This is a genomic window from Streptomyces sp. NPDC056160 (assembly GCF_042268205.1).
GTDB lineage: Bacteria > Actinomycetota > Actinomycetes > Streptomycetales > Streptomycetaceae > Streptomyces.
The window spans coordinates 31,487-46,776 of the sequence record NZ_JBHJUW010000041.1 but is presented as its reverse complement, the minus strand read 5'-3'; the positions used below and the strand labels follow the sequence as shown (position 1 = coordinate 46,776).

Here is a 15,290-nt window from a genome sequence, read left to right as displayed (position 1 = left end):
GATCGCACGATGAACGCCATCACAAAGCCCGCCGAAGGTACGGCGCCAGGTGACGGACACTCCTACCGGATGCCCTTGCCCCGGCTGCGCCTCACGCCGGACGTCAGTCATGGCCCGCTGGACGGGGCATGGTGGCCGCGCTGCGACGCACTGGAACTGGAGCTGCCCGCGCTGGTCGGCTCCTTGGATCCGAGCATCGGCACCGTCACCCGCGTCACCGTGGGGACCGCCACCTGGCCCGATGCCCCGCAGGAGGTGATGGCGCCCGGCCATGTGATCGAGGTGGTCCTGACCGATCTTGCCGCCGAGGTGCATGCCATCACCGTGGACTGCGGCACCGTGGGACGCTGGGAACTGCTGGTGATCCCCCCGGACGAGCCGGCCGGAGCCGCCACCCGGCTGCTGACCGCTGCCGCCGACGCCGGGAACCCACTGTCGGCTCCGCGCCTGCTGGCACTCGTCGAGAGCGGCCTCGACGGACAAGACACATGGGAGTCGGAAGGAGGGTCCGGACTCAGGTGAGAGGCCCGATCCGGACGGACCCGGGTGACGGGGCCAGTCCCGGGGCATCTACGACCCGTCGATGGAGCGATGACACTGGCAGACCCTGCACCGTCCCAGCCCGCCGCTCCGATCGGCTCGGATCATGGCGGGTGAGGGGATGACGGCCGGACAGCGCGCGGACCGCTCCGAGAGCTTCGGGGAAGCTCTGCTGGGAGAGGTCCTCGATCGCGCGCATGAACTGCCGCCCCATCTCATCGGGCCATTGGTCGCTGACGTGGTGGAGCGGCTCGGGGGTCGCCGGCCGCAGGTGCTGCTGCAGGACTACGGCCAACTGCTGCTCGTCCCCCTGCCCGGCGGCGGCCTCACGGACGGGGAACCGCAGGTGATCGACGACTCCGAGGCGGGCCGCTGCTTTCTCGACGCTCACCCCGTCGAGCTGCCCGAGGACGACGGCGTGCGAATCCTGCTGCCGCTGCTGGACGGCGGCGATCAGGTCGGAGTCATGGCAGTGACGTTGGACGGCGTCGATGACCAGGACCGCCGCATGCTGCGCAGGCTCGCCGGCCTGGTGGCCGACCTACTGGTGACCAAGCACGGCTACTCCGACCTCTTCTTCGGTGTCCGACGCCGCGAACCGATGAGCGTCGCCGCCGAGATCCAGTGGGCCCTGCTGCCACCGCTGGCGATGATCATGCCTCGGGTCGCCGTGGCCGGGATCCTGGAACCCGCCTATGACGTGGCGGGTGACAGCTTCGACTACGCCCTCAACGAAGATGTCCTCCATGTGGCCATGATCGACGCGATGGGGCACGGACTGGACGCGGCCACGATGGCGACCGTGGCCATCGGCGCCTACCGCCACGCCCGCCGCGCCGGCACCGGGCTGCCGGAGATCTACGCCTTCATGGACCGCGCTGTGGCGGACCAGTTCGGCCCCGAGCACTTCGTCACCGCGCAAATGCTGCAGCTGGACACCACGACGGGGCATCTTCAGTGGGTCAACGCCGGGCACCCGTCACCGATGCTCGTCCGTGATCACCGCGTCACACTCCGGCTGACCGGTCCGACAACCCTCCCTGTCGGCTTCGGGGGTCCGCAGCCGCAGACGAGCGAGATGAAGCTGGAGCCGGGGGACCGCCTCCTCTGCTTCACGGACGGACTGATCGAGGAGCACAAGACCGGGGAGGACGAGTTCGGGGAGGACCTGATGATCGACTGGGTGAACCAGTTGGAGAGAACCGGCCGCGGAATCCGGGCGGTGGCACGGTCCCTGTCCCACACGCTCAAGCGGGCGCGGGGCGGACACACCACGGATGACGCGACGCTGCTCCTGGTGGAGTGGCGCGGCTGACCTCACTCCGGCGGCACCTGCGCGCTTCCTGTGTCGATGAGTATCTGATTCGCCTGGGTGACGTTGTCGGCCCGGACGGCCTGAGCCATCGCGGCACGGGCGGCCTCGGGCGCTGTGTCCGGCGGAACCACCAGCAGCGAGAAGATGTCCTGGTCACCTCGGGTGATCAGCACGGTGTCGTCGCCCAGCGGAAAGGAGTCGATGTGCACCACCCGGTCGTCGACGACGATCCGCGTCGGAAGCCCTTTCCAGGCCGTGGTGTCCAGCCCGACGCGCGTGACGGGGCCGAGATGACCGGTGAGGGCGCTCAGCAGCGCGGGCAGCTCGGCGGCGATGTCGCGCGACCGCGGCCACCACGCACCGTCGAGGACGCCTTCGCGCGACTCCGTGGTCTCCAGCCTGAGCAGCGCACATCCCGGCTGCACGGCCTCGTGAACACCGCTGGGCAGATGCCGGGAAACAGGCCGTGCATCGGAGCCGGTCATAAGGATCACCCGTCTTCGGGAATCGGCGCGATCACGGGACTCGCCTCGCCTTTTACACGCTACTCCTCGTGCCACGGGGCCGATTTTCAAGATTCGCCCTGTCCCGGGCAGCCAGCTGGCCAGAACGGATTCGGCACACATGAGACCGGGAAACCCCGTGAACACGTGAGAACTACAGGGGGGTGTTTCCCCAGTTCAGACGCATTTGGCTGCTGTTTCCGCAGGTCACAGCCCTTTCCAGGGAAAACTCCTAAAGCGGGTGTCGCAGGTTCGAATCCTGCCGGGGGCACACCAGGCGAAAAGCCCCGGACCGATCATGGTCCGGGGCCTTTGGCATCTGCTACCGGCATCGGCGCCGGCGGACGACGCGGAGGCCTGCGGGCTGGGCGGCGCGGGTGGAAGGGCGTGGAGGCCGCGCGGCTCGATCGGGTGGCCCCTGCGGACAGCGGGAGGGCGCGGCGGCGGGTCTTGGGCTTGTCGTCGTACAGGATGCCGCGGCGATGCCGGACCTGGTGGCCGGGGCAGAGGCCGCGGCTGGCGAGGCCGGCTGCGACGAGTGGGGGCCGGTGATCTCTCCCCGGCGCGCCGCTCGGGCTCAATTCGTGCCGATCGCTTGCGCGTAGTCGAAGAAGCCGGTCGGGTCGTACTTCCGCTTCACGTGGACCAGGCGGGGATAGTTCGAGCCGTAGTACGCCTCCCGCCAGTTCTCCAGTGTGGGGTCGGGGAAGTTCTGGTACGCCTGCTCGGGCGACTTTTCGGCGAAGATGTCGTCGTAGAACTGCCTGAGCCAGTGGAGGTTGGCTTCGGCGACGCTGGGGAGGTCGGAGTCTGCCCACGAGGTCTCGGCGGCGAAGACGAAGAGGTCGTCCCGGTGTACGAACGCGGTGGCGTTCGGCGGCACCTGGTTGATCTCACCGCCGAGGGCGAACATCGCGAACCCGGCTCCGTCCTCGTTGCCGCTGCCAGGCCACTCCAGCAGGCGCTCGGCTGCCGCACCGACCTGCCGGTCGGTCAGGACGGAGCGGGCGTCCAGGATCGCCGATTTGGTGGCGAAGCGTTCGATCGGCGTGGTGGCGCTCAGCAGTTCGCTCGCCTCACCGGGGGTGACCTGACGAACGGACGCGCGGTTGGAGGCGCGTTCCTCGGACGTGCCGATCCTGAGCAGCGGGGCGAGGATGGCACGCAGTTCCTGGACGGTGCCGTAGAACTGGCCGATGGCGTTGACGTTGGCGTTCGCACGGATCTGGGTCCTGGTCGTCCCGTTGGTACCGATGCCCAGGCGCAGATGGAACCGCCTGTCGCCAACGGTGGCCTGCGCGATGTGCTGCGCGGCGGCGACCACCGGCAGTACGGAGTCCAGGCTCCAGCGGAGCTGGTAGAAGCCCACGGTGCCCTCGAACTGCTCGTACTGGAACGTGAATGAGGTGTTGACGCCGAAGTTGTTGCCGGCACCGCCGCGGCAGGCCCAGAACAAGTCGGGATGCGTGTCCTTGCCGGCCTCGACCACGCGTCCGTCGGCGAGCACGACTGTCGTGGACACGAGCCGGTCGCAGGTCAGGCCGAACATCTTGTCGCTGAAGCCGATGCCGCCGCCCAGCACCAGGCCTGCGACCCCGACACTGGGGCAACGACCGGTCGGCACGAACATGCCGTGGTCCTCCAGCATCGGATGCAGGTCGCCATTGGTGACGCCGGCCCCCACGGTGACGGTACCGGCGTCGTGCACGACCTTCATCGGCCCGTAGACCCGCGAGTGGGCGCCGCCCGGTGCCGGGGTGGAGACGATGCTCTTCATGCGGGCCATGTTCAGCAGCAGGCCCCTGGTGGTCGAATACCCGGCGTAGTTGTGTCCCAGCCCGGAGCGCGGTACGACGGGCAGCCCTACCGAGCGAGCCCAGCAGATCGCCGCTGACACGTCCCCGGCAGTCGCGCAGGCGACGATGCCGGCCGGCAGGATTCCGGCGTACCTGTGGTTGAACGGTACGGCCAGCGACACGTATTCGGAGCTGTACGGCCGGTAGAGGGTGGCGCCGGGGGACAGCGCATCGGCCAACCGCTTCCAGTCCCGGGCGTCAACCGGTCCTGCTGCCTCGGCCGCCGCAGCCGTACTCCCCGGTGCCTGAAGCCCCAGCGCCGCACCCACGCTGCCCAACGCGCCTGCCCGCAGCACGTTCCGCCTGTCGATCACGGTGACCTACCCTCACGCAGCGGTCGCAGGCTCCTCCTGCGATCCCGTCGAATCCAGCGCCTTGATCGTCGACCGGTGTCACCCCGCCGCACGGGCCCCCCACCGGGGCGACCACACGAAGGGACGAGAGACGCACCGCCAAACAGCTCAGACACACACCCGAGCAGTCATCGCCCGCCCACCGGAACCGAATGTGATCAACGCGCCTTCGCCGCTGCGACGGACGTGCCGTCACTGCCCTCACCATGCGTTACTCGGCGAAGGCGCTGACGGTTCTCCGAACGTCCGGAGGATGGGGAGGCCGCGCGGTTCTCAAACCGAGGGCCGCGCCGACACGACTGCGAGGTCCGCCGTCGTCCGGCCGGTGTGGCCGCGTCGGCGCCCATCGCCCACGAGCCCGGACCGGCCCCTCGTCGCGGGGCTGAGCAGTCGAGGTACAGCGGGTGCCGCTCAGGTGTGGTGGCGTCGCCGCTGTAGGTCTTCGCCGCCCGGTACCACCCGGTGCCACCGCCGCAACGGCTCGTGTCCCGGCGGCGGTGCCGCCTGCGGACGCACTGCGGTCAGAGTTCCCATACCTGATCGGGGTCGTCCAGTGCCGCCCGGACCTGAGAGAGGTCTCCGATGTCCGCGAGCGGCGAGCTCTTGGCGATGTCGACGATTCCCCGTACGACGGTGTTCAGCACTTCGCCGTTGCCCTCGTCGAGTGCCCGGTCCAGCCGGGCGAACATCTCCTCGTAGATGCTGCGCCGTTCCGCGAATGCCTGTGCGAAGTACTCCTTGAGGACGGCTTCGGCGGCCCTGATCCGTGCGGTCTCCGTGGCTTCGTAGGCCTCCAGGCGGGATCGCTTGGTGCTCTCCACCTCGTGGATGTGGATGCACTCACGGGTGGCTTCGACCAGCCGGTTCAGTGCGTCGAAGCCGTCCATCGCCCGGACCGAGCCCTTGGCCGCGCTGACGACCTTCCCCACGCGCACCCTGGGTTGTTCAGGCATCTCGGATCTCCTCGGTCAGGGGCGTGTATCTGATGGTGAGGTTCGCGCTGCGCTCGTCCAGCCCGCCCTCGGCGTCGACGATCGGAGCCACCGCCACGTCGCGGACCGCCATGGCCAGTGCCATGGCGCGTTGGAAGCGGACGGCGTGCCTCGGTGGGTCGAACGGCTCGGACTCCAGGAGCTCCAGCGCTGCGAGCGCCCGGGAGGTGAGGGCCGTGAGGAGCTCACGCAACTCCGCCGCGCGGGCGCCGACGCCCTTCAGGCGGGCGTCCGTCTCGTCGAGTTCGGCGATCGCCACGGCGGTCTTCGCCTCGTACTCCCTTGCCCGGGTGAGCGCCTTCGTTCCCTGGCCCTTGAGAACCAGCCCGCCGACGAGCAGCGCGGGACCGACGGTGACGAAGTTGAGCACCGTGGCTCCCAGCGCCATCCCGCCGCCGCCCGATGCGAGCGACCCGCCGCCCAGGAAGGCGAGGGTCGCGCTCTCGGCCGCGGCACCCGACAAGCCCGAGATCGCCGCTCCGGTGCTCGCGATTCCGAAGCTGCTCGCTGCCGCCGTGATCCCGGCGCCCGCGCCCGCTCCCGCCGCCGCGGATCCCAGAGCCCCGCCGATCCATGCCACCGCGTCGACGTCGAGGCCGCGGAGCCCGGGGATCTCGGTCGTGGTGGCGTCGATGCCCTCCACGAGCAGTCGCTCGCTCTCGCGCACCTGTCGCTCGTGGCGCCGCAGGAAGTCGACCATGCGCAGGACGACATCGGCGAACGCCTGCTTCTGCTGCTCCCGCAGTGCCTTGAGGGCAGTGTTCGTAGCTGCCAGTGCGTCCCCGGACCGGGCCAGGCGCCGCTCGTAGGCCTGGGCCGCGTCCTTGAGCCGGCCCCTCGAACGCTTGAGGTCGTGGGCGCCTTTGCCGCCGAGAGCGACCCCGCTGCCACCGGTCGCCATTCCGACACCGATGAGCACGACCGGTATGAAGAACGGCACTGTCCCCCCTTGGCGCCCCATGGCGCCCCCCATGGTCCCGCACGGCCCCGCACGGTCCCGCAGGGTCATACCTTCACATTGTGCCCTGGCCGACGCCTCCGCGTCCGTCGAAGCTCCGGAGCGGAGGCGGTGCGACGGGCACCCACGGGGGCGCCGGTGGGCGGTCGGCTCACCACCCGGCGGCGCGGGACGCCCGGTGGGCCGTGAGCGCCCAGATCACCCATGCGGCCAGGCCGATGGAGATGATCGCCCACAGGGGTTGGTAGGGGAGCCAGAGGAAGTTGGCGATGAGGCTGACGGAGGCCATGAAGACGCCCAGCACGCGGGCCCACAGCGCGTCCATGAGGAGGCCGAGGCCGGTGGCCACGGCGATCACTCCCACGACCACGAGGACCCAGCCCCAGGCCGTGAGGTTGAAGCGGTAGACGTAGTCGCCCACGCGCGCGTAGATGGCGTCGGACGCGATGGCCGAGATGCCCTTGAGGATGTCCAGCAGGCCGTTCACCAGCAGCACCACCCCGGCGAACACCGTTCCGCCCGCCGCCCAGGAGCTCGTCCTGCCCCGGTCGGCGGCGGGGTCCCGGGGCGGGGGACCCGGAGTCTGCGCATGCTGCGTCATGATGTCGTCCTCCCTGCGGTCGGATGCGTCCACCGTGTGCAGCGGCAGGGCGTCCCACCAGCGGGAGGCCGCCGTACGGGTGAGTCCGGGACAGGGAGAGGGAGAAGGACAGGGAGAGGGGTCACTCCACCTCTATGCCGTGGTCCTCCACCAGTTCCACCAGGCCTCCCGGGTAGCCCTTGCCGCCCAGGACGAAGTCCCAGTCGTCGTTGGCCCGGCGGCGGAAGGAGCCGAGGACCAGGGCGGTCTCGCCGGGGCGGCCGTCGGAGACCTCCAGGCGGCCCAGTTCCGTCAGGGCCGGGTCGAGGAGCCGGACGCAGGCGTCGGTGAAGCCGGAGAGGTCGGCGTCCGGGTCCGCCTCCGGGTCGACCGCGGCGACCAGGACGAGCCGGTCGCAGTGGGCCGGGAGCGCGTCGAAGGAGACCCGCAGGGCCGCCTTGTCCGGGGGCGTGGCCGCGACCGCGCCGACCGAGCCGTCCGGAGTCTGCGGGTTGTTGTAGAAGACGAAGTGGTCGTCGTCGAGCACCCGGTCGCCGCGGCAGACGAGCGCGCACACGTCCAGCGCGACGGCTCCGGACCAGGACATGCCCAGGATGTTGTAGTCGTCGGGCGCCGGGGCGGCGGGGGTGCGGGCCGGGGCGGGCCGCACCGGGGCCGGGGACGGGCGGCGGTCGCCCAGTCTGCCGCGCAGGCCGTGCCGGTGGAGCAGGTCGACGAGTTCCGTGCCGGAGACCAGTTCGAGCGGCTTGCCGCCCGCGAACGTGTGCGAGCCGGGGCCGAACTTCGACGTCGTCACCAGGACGCCCTTGTTGGCACCCTGGTCCTGGACGGTGCCGTACAGGTCGCGCACGGCCGTGGGCGGCACGGTGTTGCGGTAGCGCTTCACCTGGACCACGATCTTGCCGCCCCTGATCGGGGCGGGGTCCAGCGCGTCGACGTCCACCCCGCCGTCGCCCGAGCGCTGGGTCGTCACGGCCTGCATCCCCATCGCGCGGAACAGGTCGGCGACCAGGGACTCGAAGGCGATCGGGTCCATCGTGTACAGGTCCGGCTCGTCGTCGCCCTCGCCGCCGTGGGTGACGACCCGGCCGCCGTCGCCGACGTCCTCCGGCCGCCTGCCGGGGCGTACGGCAGTGAGCTGGTCGGGCCGGGCCGTCAGCTGGCCCCTGAGCGCGTCGGTCAGGCAGCTGACCGGGTCCACCTGCTCCAGGTGCAGCCCGCCGAACGTCGACCGCGGCGCCATCACGGTCGCCAGCGGGATGTGCCCCTGCCGGCCCGTCGCCGGGTCGTGGGCGTCCACGAAGCCGTTCAGCGCCACGGACTCCAGCGCGCCGAACGCGTCCGCCGCGAAGAGTTCGTGCAGCACCAGCAGCACGCACTGGGCGACGACCTCCCGGTACAGCGCCCGGCACTGGGTCACCGGGCGCGCGCTCTCCTTGTCCTCGTCCGAGGCGGCGACGTAGCGGACGGACTTCACCGCGGGGACGACGTCGTAGCCGGGCAGCTCCCAGTCCAGGACCAGCTGGCCCGCCGGGGCGTCGTAGGCCGCCGAGAGCTGCCGGGGGAAGCCTTCCGGCCAGGCCGTCGACGCGTAGAGCGCGGCGGAGAAGTACTCGACCACGGAGTCCGGGTCACGGCGCCGTACGCCCTCCGTGATCTCGGCGACGCCCGCGTTGTGCCGGCGCACCTGGGCGAGCTGGGCTTCGGCCCACTGCTCGTACTCCCGCCGGTAGGCCTCCAGTTGCTGCTGACGGCGGGCCTCCGCGGCCTGGGCGGCGTACCAGTCCTGCTCGAACCTGGCGCGCGCCTCGGCCTCCGCCTGGGCTCGCCGGCCCGCGGTCCAGCCGCCCTGCGCCTGGTACTGGTGGGGTTGCGGCATGGGTACGGGCTGCGCGAGCGGGCCCGGGGCGAAGGGCGCCACCTCCTCGGCGCGCAGCAGCGAGGCGGCCGTGAAGACGGGCCCGCGGCAGCCCGCGCCCAGCAGGCCCTGCAACGCCGCGACCTGTGCGTCCAGTTCGTCGGTACGCCGCCGGGCCTCGGCCTGCCGGTACTGCCGGTGGTCCTGGGCGGCCCGGCGCTGGTAGGCCTGCGCCTGCCGGGTCTGTTCGCGGCGCCGTCTGTCGTCGGCCTCCCGCTGGCGCTGCTGCTGCCGCTGCGCCTCGGCCCAGACACCGGCCAAACCAGTAGAGCGACGACTCATGCCCGAAGGCCCCCTCCCCGGCGCCCGACCCGGCACCGCCACGCGTCACCGGCCGCCCCCACGGCCGGTTCATCAGGCGACTCTATCCCGCGGCAGGGCGAGCCATCCCGCGGTACGGGGAGTCCTTCTGCCGCGGTCAGGGGGCCGGGGCCGGACGGGGCCGCTCCCCCGTGCCCCCCGCGTCCCCCGCCTCTCCCGTCTCCCCCGCTTCCGCCCCCGCCACCGTGCGGGTGCGCCGGGCGGCCGCCGCCAGCGTGAGGGTCACGGCGGCCGACGCCGCCGCCAGTGCCGTCATCGCCGCCGCCGGTGAGGTGACCTGGGCGACCGCGCCCGCCAGGGACGCGCTCACCCCCTGGAGGGTCAGCATGCCCGCCGAGTGCAGGCCGAGGGCGTGGCCGCTCAGTTTTGCCGGGGTCAGGGCCATCAGCCGCTCCTGCTGGACCAGGCTCGCGCCGAACCCGACCGAGGCGAGCGCCACCAGGCAGGCGGCGACCGGGACGGGCGGGTGCAGGGCGAAGAGCAGGTACGGCCCCGCCAGGAGCAGCAGCAGGGGCGTGGCGGCCCGGCGGCGCGGGACGGGCGGCAGCAGCCGGCCCACCGTGAGGTCACCGGCGAGCATGCCGAGGGCCGCGCAGGCGAAGAGGGTGCCCGCCGCGCCGGGGGCGTAGGACACGTACAGCGCCTCGCAGCCGACCACCAGGCCGTTGGGCAGCCACAGGCCCAGGTAGGTCAGGCGGCGCGGGCGGTCCGACCACAGGCGGCCGTTGGTGCGCCAGGTCGCCGCGACGGACGGGCGGCCCGCGGCGCGCGGCGGGCGCGGGCTCAGGCCGAGGCGGGCGGCCGCGGCCGCCAGCGCGTACAGCGCGGCCGACAGCAGCAGCGACGGGCGCGGGGAGACCAGCGCGACCAGGGCGCCGCCGATCCCGTACCCGGTGATCTGCATGACGCCGCTCATCATGTTGAACAGCGAACGCCCCAGCAGGTAGCCGTCGTTGCCGCCGGACGCGAGGATCTCGTTCAGCAGGCCCCAGCGGACGCCGCCGCCGAGCGAGGCGACGAGGCCCTGGACGAGGACGACCGCGAAGACGGCCCAGAGCGGCAGGCCGGGCAGCGCGAGCACCGCCGTGCCGGCCGCGAAGGCGAGCGAGAGGCCCGTCAGGGCGCTGCGCGGCGGCAGCCGGTCGGAGCCCGACAGGAACAGGGTGGCGCCCAGCACCTGCGCGAGGGAGGAGCCGAACATGCTCACCGCGGACAGCAGCGGTGAGTCGGTGGCCCGGTAGACGAGGGTGCCCAGCGCCAGGCCGCTCATCGTCTGGGCGGCGGTCTGGGCGGCGGCGGAGAGGAAGAGCGGGGTGAACTCGGGGGTGCGGAACAGGTCCTGGTAGCTGCGCATGCGCCGGAGTCTGGGCCGGGGGCGCGGGCGCTCGTTATTGTTTCGCGCCGACGCGAAACGACGGGCGGGCAGGGACGGACATGGGCTGGTGGCAGGTCAACGCGGACACGCTCGCCGGGAGCCGGTTCGTGCTCTCGCCGCTCGCCGAGACCTTCGCGAGCCTGATCCTGCTGCACAAGGGGGCGGGCGGGTACGGCGGCGGGCACCCCGGCGAGCGGGCCTGGCTCCGCGCCCACCTGCCCGCCTACCGTGCGCGGCTGGCCCTGGACCCGGTCACCGCGCTGCTCGTACGGGCCGGGCTCGGCCGGGAGTGGATCGCCGACTTCCTCACGCCCACGCCCCGCGACGGGGAGTCCTTCGCCGAGGGGGTCGCGCGGGTGCGGGCCGCCGACCCGGCCGCCGCCCGCGCGCACCTGCGGACCTCGCTCGCGGGAGCCGTCCCGGCGGAACTGGAGCGGGACGACCTGCCCGAGCGCGCGGCCGCACTGCTGGAGTACGTCTGGACGCAGACCGTACGGACCTCCTGGGACCGGCGGCGGCGCGTCCTGGAGGCGGACGTCGTGGCGCGGACCGCGCAGATGGGCCGGGGCGGCTGGGCGGCCGTGCTGGACGCCCTGCGGCCGGGGACGCGCTGGCTCGGCGAGAACCGGTTCCAGGTCAACCTGCACGAGTACCCGCCGCGTGAGATCTCCGGCGCCCAGCTCCTGTTCGTGCCGGTGACACCGCAGCGCGGCTGGGTGGCGTGGGACGAGTCCGAGCGCCGGTACGCCGTCGTCTACCCGTGCGCGGGTGTCCTGGCCGCCGGTGCCGACGGGCGGCGGCGCTCCACCGTCCCCGCCGCGCTCGGGGCGCTGCTGGGCGGGTCCCGGGCGCAGGTGCTCGCCCTGCTCGACTCGCCGCTGAGCACCACCCAGCTGACCGCCGTGACCGGGCAGGCGCTGGGGTCCGTCGGCCGGCACCTGCGGGTGCTGCTGGACGCGGGGCTGGTGGAGCGGCGCCGGGCCGGGCGGTCGGTGCTGTACTCCCGCACGGGCGCGGGCCAGGTCCTCGTCGCGGCCGCCTCGGGCACCGGGACGGAGGGGAAGCCGGTGACAGGGCCTAGCATCCCGGCATGACCACTGAACACAGCAACGGCGGCGCCGTCCCCCAGGGCTCTCCCCTCGGTGTGGAGATCGGCGCCCTCCAGGGCGGCTCCGCGGACCTCGGGCAGTACGCGGGGCAGGCCGTACTCATCGTGAACGTGGCGTCCAAGTGCGGGCTCACCCCGCAGTACGCCGGACTCGAGAAGCTCCACGAGCGCTACGCCGGCCAGGGCTTCACCGTGCTCGGCGTGCCCTGCAACCAGTTCATGGGGCAGGAGCCGGGCAGCGCGGGGGAGATCGCCGAGTTCTGCTCGGCGACGTACGGCGTCACCTTCCCCATGACCGAGAAGGTCGAGGTCAACGGGGAGGGCCGGCATCCGCTCTACGAGCGTCTGGCGGGCTTCGCCGACGCCGGCGGGCACAGCGGTGACATCCGCTGGAACTTCGAGAAGTTCCTCGTCGGGCGGGACGGCACGGTCGTCGCCCGGTTCTCGCCGCAGACCGAGCCGGACGCGCCCGAACTGGTCGCGGCCGTCGAGACCCAGCTCGGCCGCGCCGTTTGACCTTGCCCCTGGGGCAGGGCCGAGTCTCCCGTCACCGGGCGGAACAGACCGCCCGGTGACGGAGGATGGCAGGGTGGACGGGAACGACGGGGACGCAGAACTGCTCACCATCGGCGCGTTCGCGGCGCGGTCCCGGCTGTCGGCGAAGGCGCTGCGGCTCTACGACCGCCTCGGGCTGCTGGCGCCCGCGCACGTCGACGAGGCCAGCGGCTACCGCTACTACCGCGCCTCGCAGACCGAGCGGGCCCGGCTCGTGGCACTGCTGCGCCAGCTGGACATGCCGCTGGCGCGGGTGGCGGAGGTGGTCGCGGCGGTGGAGGTGGACGGCGCCGAGGCGGCCGGCCGGCTCGCCGCGTACTGGGCCGGCGTCGAGAGCCGCGTGGCCGGGCAGCGGACCCTCGCCGAATACCTCCGTGGACGGCTGTCGGGGAGGAGTTCCGATATGTACGGGAAGTTCGTGGTCGAGACGGTCGACGTGCCCGGGCGGGTGGTGATCACCGAGACCCGGCACACGCTGGCGGGCGAGCTGCCCGCGTGGATCGGGGCGTCGCTGACCCGGCTGGAGGACGCGGCGCGGACGTGCGGGGGTGTCACGGCGGCGCCGTACGTCGTCTACCACGCCGAGGTGTCCATGGAGAGCGACGGTCCCGCGGAGTCCTGCGTGCCGGTCGCCGACGAGCGGGCCGCGCGCGCCTGGGCGGCGGCCGGGGGGCGGTCCTGGCAGACGGCGGTGCGCGTGGAGCCCGCCCGGCGGCTGGCGTACACCCGGATCACCAAGGCGCAGGTGGCCCATCCGCAGATCATGGCCGCCTTCGAGGCGGTGGAGCAGTGGATCGCCGCGCGGGGGCTCACGCAGGCCGGGCCGTGCCGCGAGGTGTACTTCGCCGACTGGGACGCGGCGGGGCCGCAGGACCCCGTGTGCGACGTGGCCTTTCCCGTCGAGTGAGGTGAGACGAGGTGAGGGGGGCCGGGCGCCGGTGCCGGCTCCGCGGCCCGCTCCTCACTTCGCCGGCTTCAGCTCGTCCGGGCACGGGGTGCCGCGCGGCAGCCGGTAGGGCGCCGCGAGCCGGTACGTGCCCGTCTCCGGCGCGAGCAGCATCGTCCACTTGTCGCCCTTGGCGTCCTGCGGTGTCTCCGCCAGGCACCCGTTGACGTTGTCGAACGTCTTCGGCGTGCCCTTGAGCCGGTGCTTTGACGCCTCGGTCTCCTGGGGCGCCTTGAGGCTCTTGCCGTGGTCGTCGACGAGGCTCAGCCAGGGCGAGTACGGGATGCGGATCAGCACGCGGCCCGGCTTGCGCACCTCGATGGTCAGCTCGCCCTGCTCAGCACGGTCGACGACCGCGTTCGGCTCGGCCAGCGGCGTGGGGTCGGTGACCTTGAACAGCTGCCAGTTGGCGTCGCCCCACACCTGGCTGAGGTACGGCATGCCGCGCTGCACCAGCGCCCGCTCGCGCTGCCCGCCGTCGCCGTCCGGTTCGCCCTTGGGCAGCACCACGTAGTGGACCGCCCAGCGCTGGAGCCACTCGTGGTAGTTGGCCGAGTTGAGGGTGTCGTCGTAGAAGAGCGGGTTGCGCTCCATGTCGGCCTGGCGGTTCCAGCCGCGGGCGAGGTTGACGTAGGGCGCCAGCGCGGACGCCTCGCGGTGCGAGCTGGCCGGGACCACCTCGACCCGGCCCTTCGCCGCGCCGGCCTTCTGCAACTGGTGCACCAGCGGTGCCAGCTCGCGCGACCAGGAGGCGGCGGGCGCGGTGTGCACGATGTCGTCCACCGTCTTGACGCCGATCCAGACGCCGAAGCCGACCAGGGCCAGTACGGCCGCGTACCACCTGCGCGAGCGCGGCACCGTGAACGGCAGCGCCGCCACCAGCACCGTCCCCGCGAACAGCATCGCCAGCCGGGTGATGTTGGAGCCGATCTGGGAGCTGATCACCCAGACCCCGACCACCGCCAGCGCGTACACCCAGGCGGTGATCCGGACCGTCTTCCACTGCCGGGGGACGAGAACGGCGGCCAGGACGGCGTACAGCAGCGGCAGGGACGCCGAGCCGAAGCCCATGGGCTGGGTGCCGGAGAAGGGGAACAGCAGCGCGGAGACGGCCACCACCACGCTCGGCGCCACGCCGAGGGCCCAGGCGCCGGGGCGGCGCTTCTGGAGGAACAGGGCGACCGCGACCAGGCCCACGAACAGACCCGCCACGGGCGAGCCCATGGTGGCGAGCGCGGCCAGCGGGGCCGCGACCAGTGCCTTCGCCCAGCGTTTGTGGCGCCAGCGGTGCGGCCAGCAGAAGACGGCGGCGACCGCGCCGAGCGCGAACATCGTGCCCAGGCCGAACGTCACCCGGCCCGATATCGCGTTGCACAGCAGCCCGAACACGCCGGCCAGCGCCGCCCACAGGGGGTTCCTCACCGCGCGGCTGCGGATGAGGATCAGGGTGAGCAGGCCCGCGGACACCGTGCCCGCGATCATCATGGTGGTCCGGACGCCGAGCACGGACATCAGGTACGGCGACACCATGCTGTACGAGACGGCGTGCATGCCGCCGTACCAGGCGAGGTTGTACGCCGAGTCCGGGTGCCGGCCGACGAACTCGGCCCACGCGTCCTGCGCGGCGAGGTCACCGCCGCTGTTGGCGAAGGTGAAGAACCAGACGATGTGCAGCACACCGGCCAGGCCGGTGATCGAGAGGACGGGGTGCTGGAGCATCCGCTCCCGCAGCGCCATGACGGCGGCCCGCCCGCGCGGCCACCGGGAAGCGGGGACGGCCGCGTCGTCCCCGGAGCGGCCCGCTGAGCACCCGGGGGCGGCGTCATCACCGCGCGCGGCCAGGGAATCACGTTCCGTGTCGGTCGCGCGCGAACCTATTCGCGGGCCGGCTCCCGGGCCCGGATCGGCGTCGTCGGCGCGTGTCGGCTCCGCAGTGGCCACCTGAAGGC

The 15,290-nt window shown here is 72.5% G+C and carries 13 protein-coding genes; 5 read left to right on the top strand and 8 right to left on the bottom strand.

From position 1 onward, the window contains the following. The first annotated feature begins 9 nt into the window (after positions 1-9). Positions 10-522, top strand: coding sequence for a DUF5994 family protein (locus tag ACFC02_RS17490; protein WP_376357432.1), 513 nt, complete (start codon positions 10-12; stop codon positions 520-522). A gap of 139 nt (positions 523-661) precedes the next feature. Then, positions 662-1,855 carry a PP2C family protein-serine/threonine phosphatase gene (locus tag ACFC02_RS17485; RefSeq protein WP_376357469.1) on the top strand — a complete coding sequence of 398 codons (1,194 nt, stop codon included), beginning with the start codon at positions 662-664 and terminating at the stop codon, positions 1,853-1,855. Between the two features lie 2 nt (positions 1,856-1,857). Here the strand turns inward: ACFC02_RS17485 and ACFC02_RS17480 are convergent, their stop codons facing one another. From ACFC02_RS17480 to ACFC02_RS17450, 7 genes are all read right to left on the bottom strand, one after another. After that, positions 1,858-2,340: a DUF5994 family protein gene (locus ACFC02_RS17480; RefSeq protein ID WP_376357430.1), complete on the bottom strand. Its 483-nt coding sequence runs from the start codon at positions 2,338-2,340 to the stop codon at positions 1,858-1,860. 595 nt (positions 2,341-2,935) lie between these two features. Then, positions 2,936-4,528 carry an FAD-binding oxidoreductase gene (locus tag ACFC02_RS17475; protein ID WP_376357428.1) on the bottom strand — a complete coding sequence of 531 codons (1,593 nt, stop codon included), beginning with the start codon at positions 4,526-4,528 and terminating at the stop codon, positions 2,936-2,938. 560 nt (positions 4,529-5,088) lie between these two features. Beyond that, positions 5,089-5,520 (bottom strand): hypothetical protein, encoded by a 432-nt coding sequence (locus tag ACFC02_RS17470; RefSeq protein ID WP_376357426.1) that lies wholly within the window; start codon positions 5,518-5,520, stop codon positions 5,089-5,091. Then, positions 5,513-6,499 carry a hypothetical protein gene (locus ACFC02_RS17465; protein WP_376357425.1) on the bottom strand — a complete coding sequence of 329 codons (987 nt, stop codon included), beginning with the start codon at positions 6,497-6,499 and terminating at the stop codon, positions 5,513-5,515. The genes ACFC02_RS17470 and ACFC02_RS17465 overlap by 8 nt, the downstream gene beginning before the upstream one ends. Before the next feature lie 169 nt (positions 6,500-6,668). After that, positions 6,669-7,118 (bottom strand): hypothetical protein, encoded by a 450-nt coding sequence (locus ACFC02_RS17460; RefSeq protein WP_376357423.1) that lies wholly within the window; start codon positions 7,116-7,118, stop codon positions 6,669-6,671. A 121-nt stretch (positions 7,119-7,239) separates the two neighbouring features. Beyond that, positions 7,240-9,318, bottom strand: a complete 2,079-nt coding sequence (locus tag ACFC02_RS17455) for a restriction endonuclease (protein ID WP_376357421.1) — start codon at positions 9,316-9,318, stop codon at positions 7,240-7,242. Positions 9,319-9,454: 136 nt separating this feature from the next. Beyond that, positions 9,455-10,711, bottom strand: coding sequence for an MFS transporter (locus ACFC02_RS17450; protein ID WP_376357419.1), 1,257 nt, complete (start codon positions 10,709-10,711; stop codon positions 9,455-9,457). 80 nt (positions 10,712-10,791) lie between these two features. Between ACFC02_RS17450 and ACFC02_RS17445 the strand changes: the two genes are divergently transcribed. From ACFC02_RS17445 to ACFC02_RS17435, 3 genes are read left to right on the top strand one after another with little or no spacing between them, the layout of a single operon-like run. Next, positions 10,792-11,826, top strand: coding sequence for an ArsR/SmtB family transcription factor (locus ACFC02_RS17445; protein ID WP_376357417.1), 1,035 nt, complete (start codon positions 10,792-10,794; stop codon positions 11,824-11,826). Further along, positions 11,823-12,356 carry a glutathione peroxidase gene (locus ACFC02_RS17440; RefSeq protein WP_376357415.1) on the top strand — a complete coding sequence of 178 codons (534 nt, stop codon included), beginning with the start codon at positions 11,823-11,825 and terminating at the stop codon, positions 12,354-12,356. Before ACFC02_RS17445 ends, ACFC02_RS17440 begins: the two co-directional genes overlap by 4 nt. Before the next feature lie 55 nt (positions 12,357-12,411). After that, a complete protein-coding gene (locus tag ACFC02_RS17435; RefSeq protein ID WP_376357413.1) occupies positions 12,412-13,302 on the top strand; it encodes a MerR family transcriptional regulator in 891 nt (296 codons plus the stop codon). 54 nt (positions 13,303-13,356) lie between these two features. Here the strand turns inward: ACFC02_RS17435 and ACFC02_RS17430 are convergent, their stop codons facing one another. Further along, a complete protein-coding gene (locus ACFC02_RS17430) occupies positions 13,357-15,282 on the bottom strand; it encodes an MFS transporter (RefSeq protein ID WP_376357411.1) in 1,926 nt (641 codons plus the stop codon). Positions 15,283-15,290: the final 8 nt, after the last annotated feature.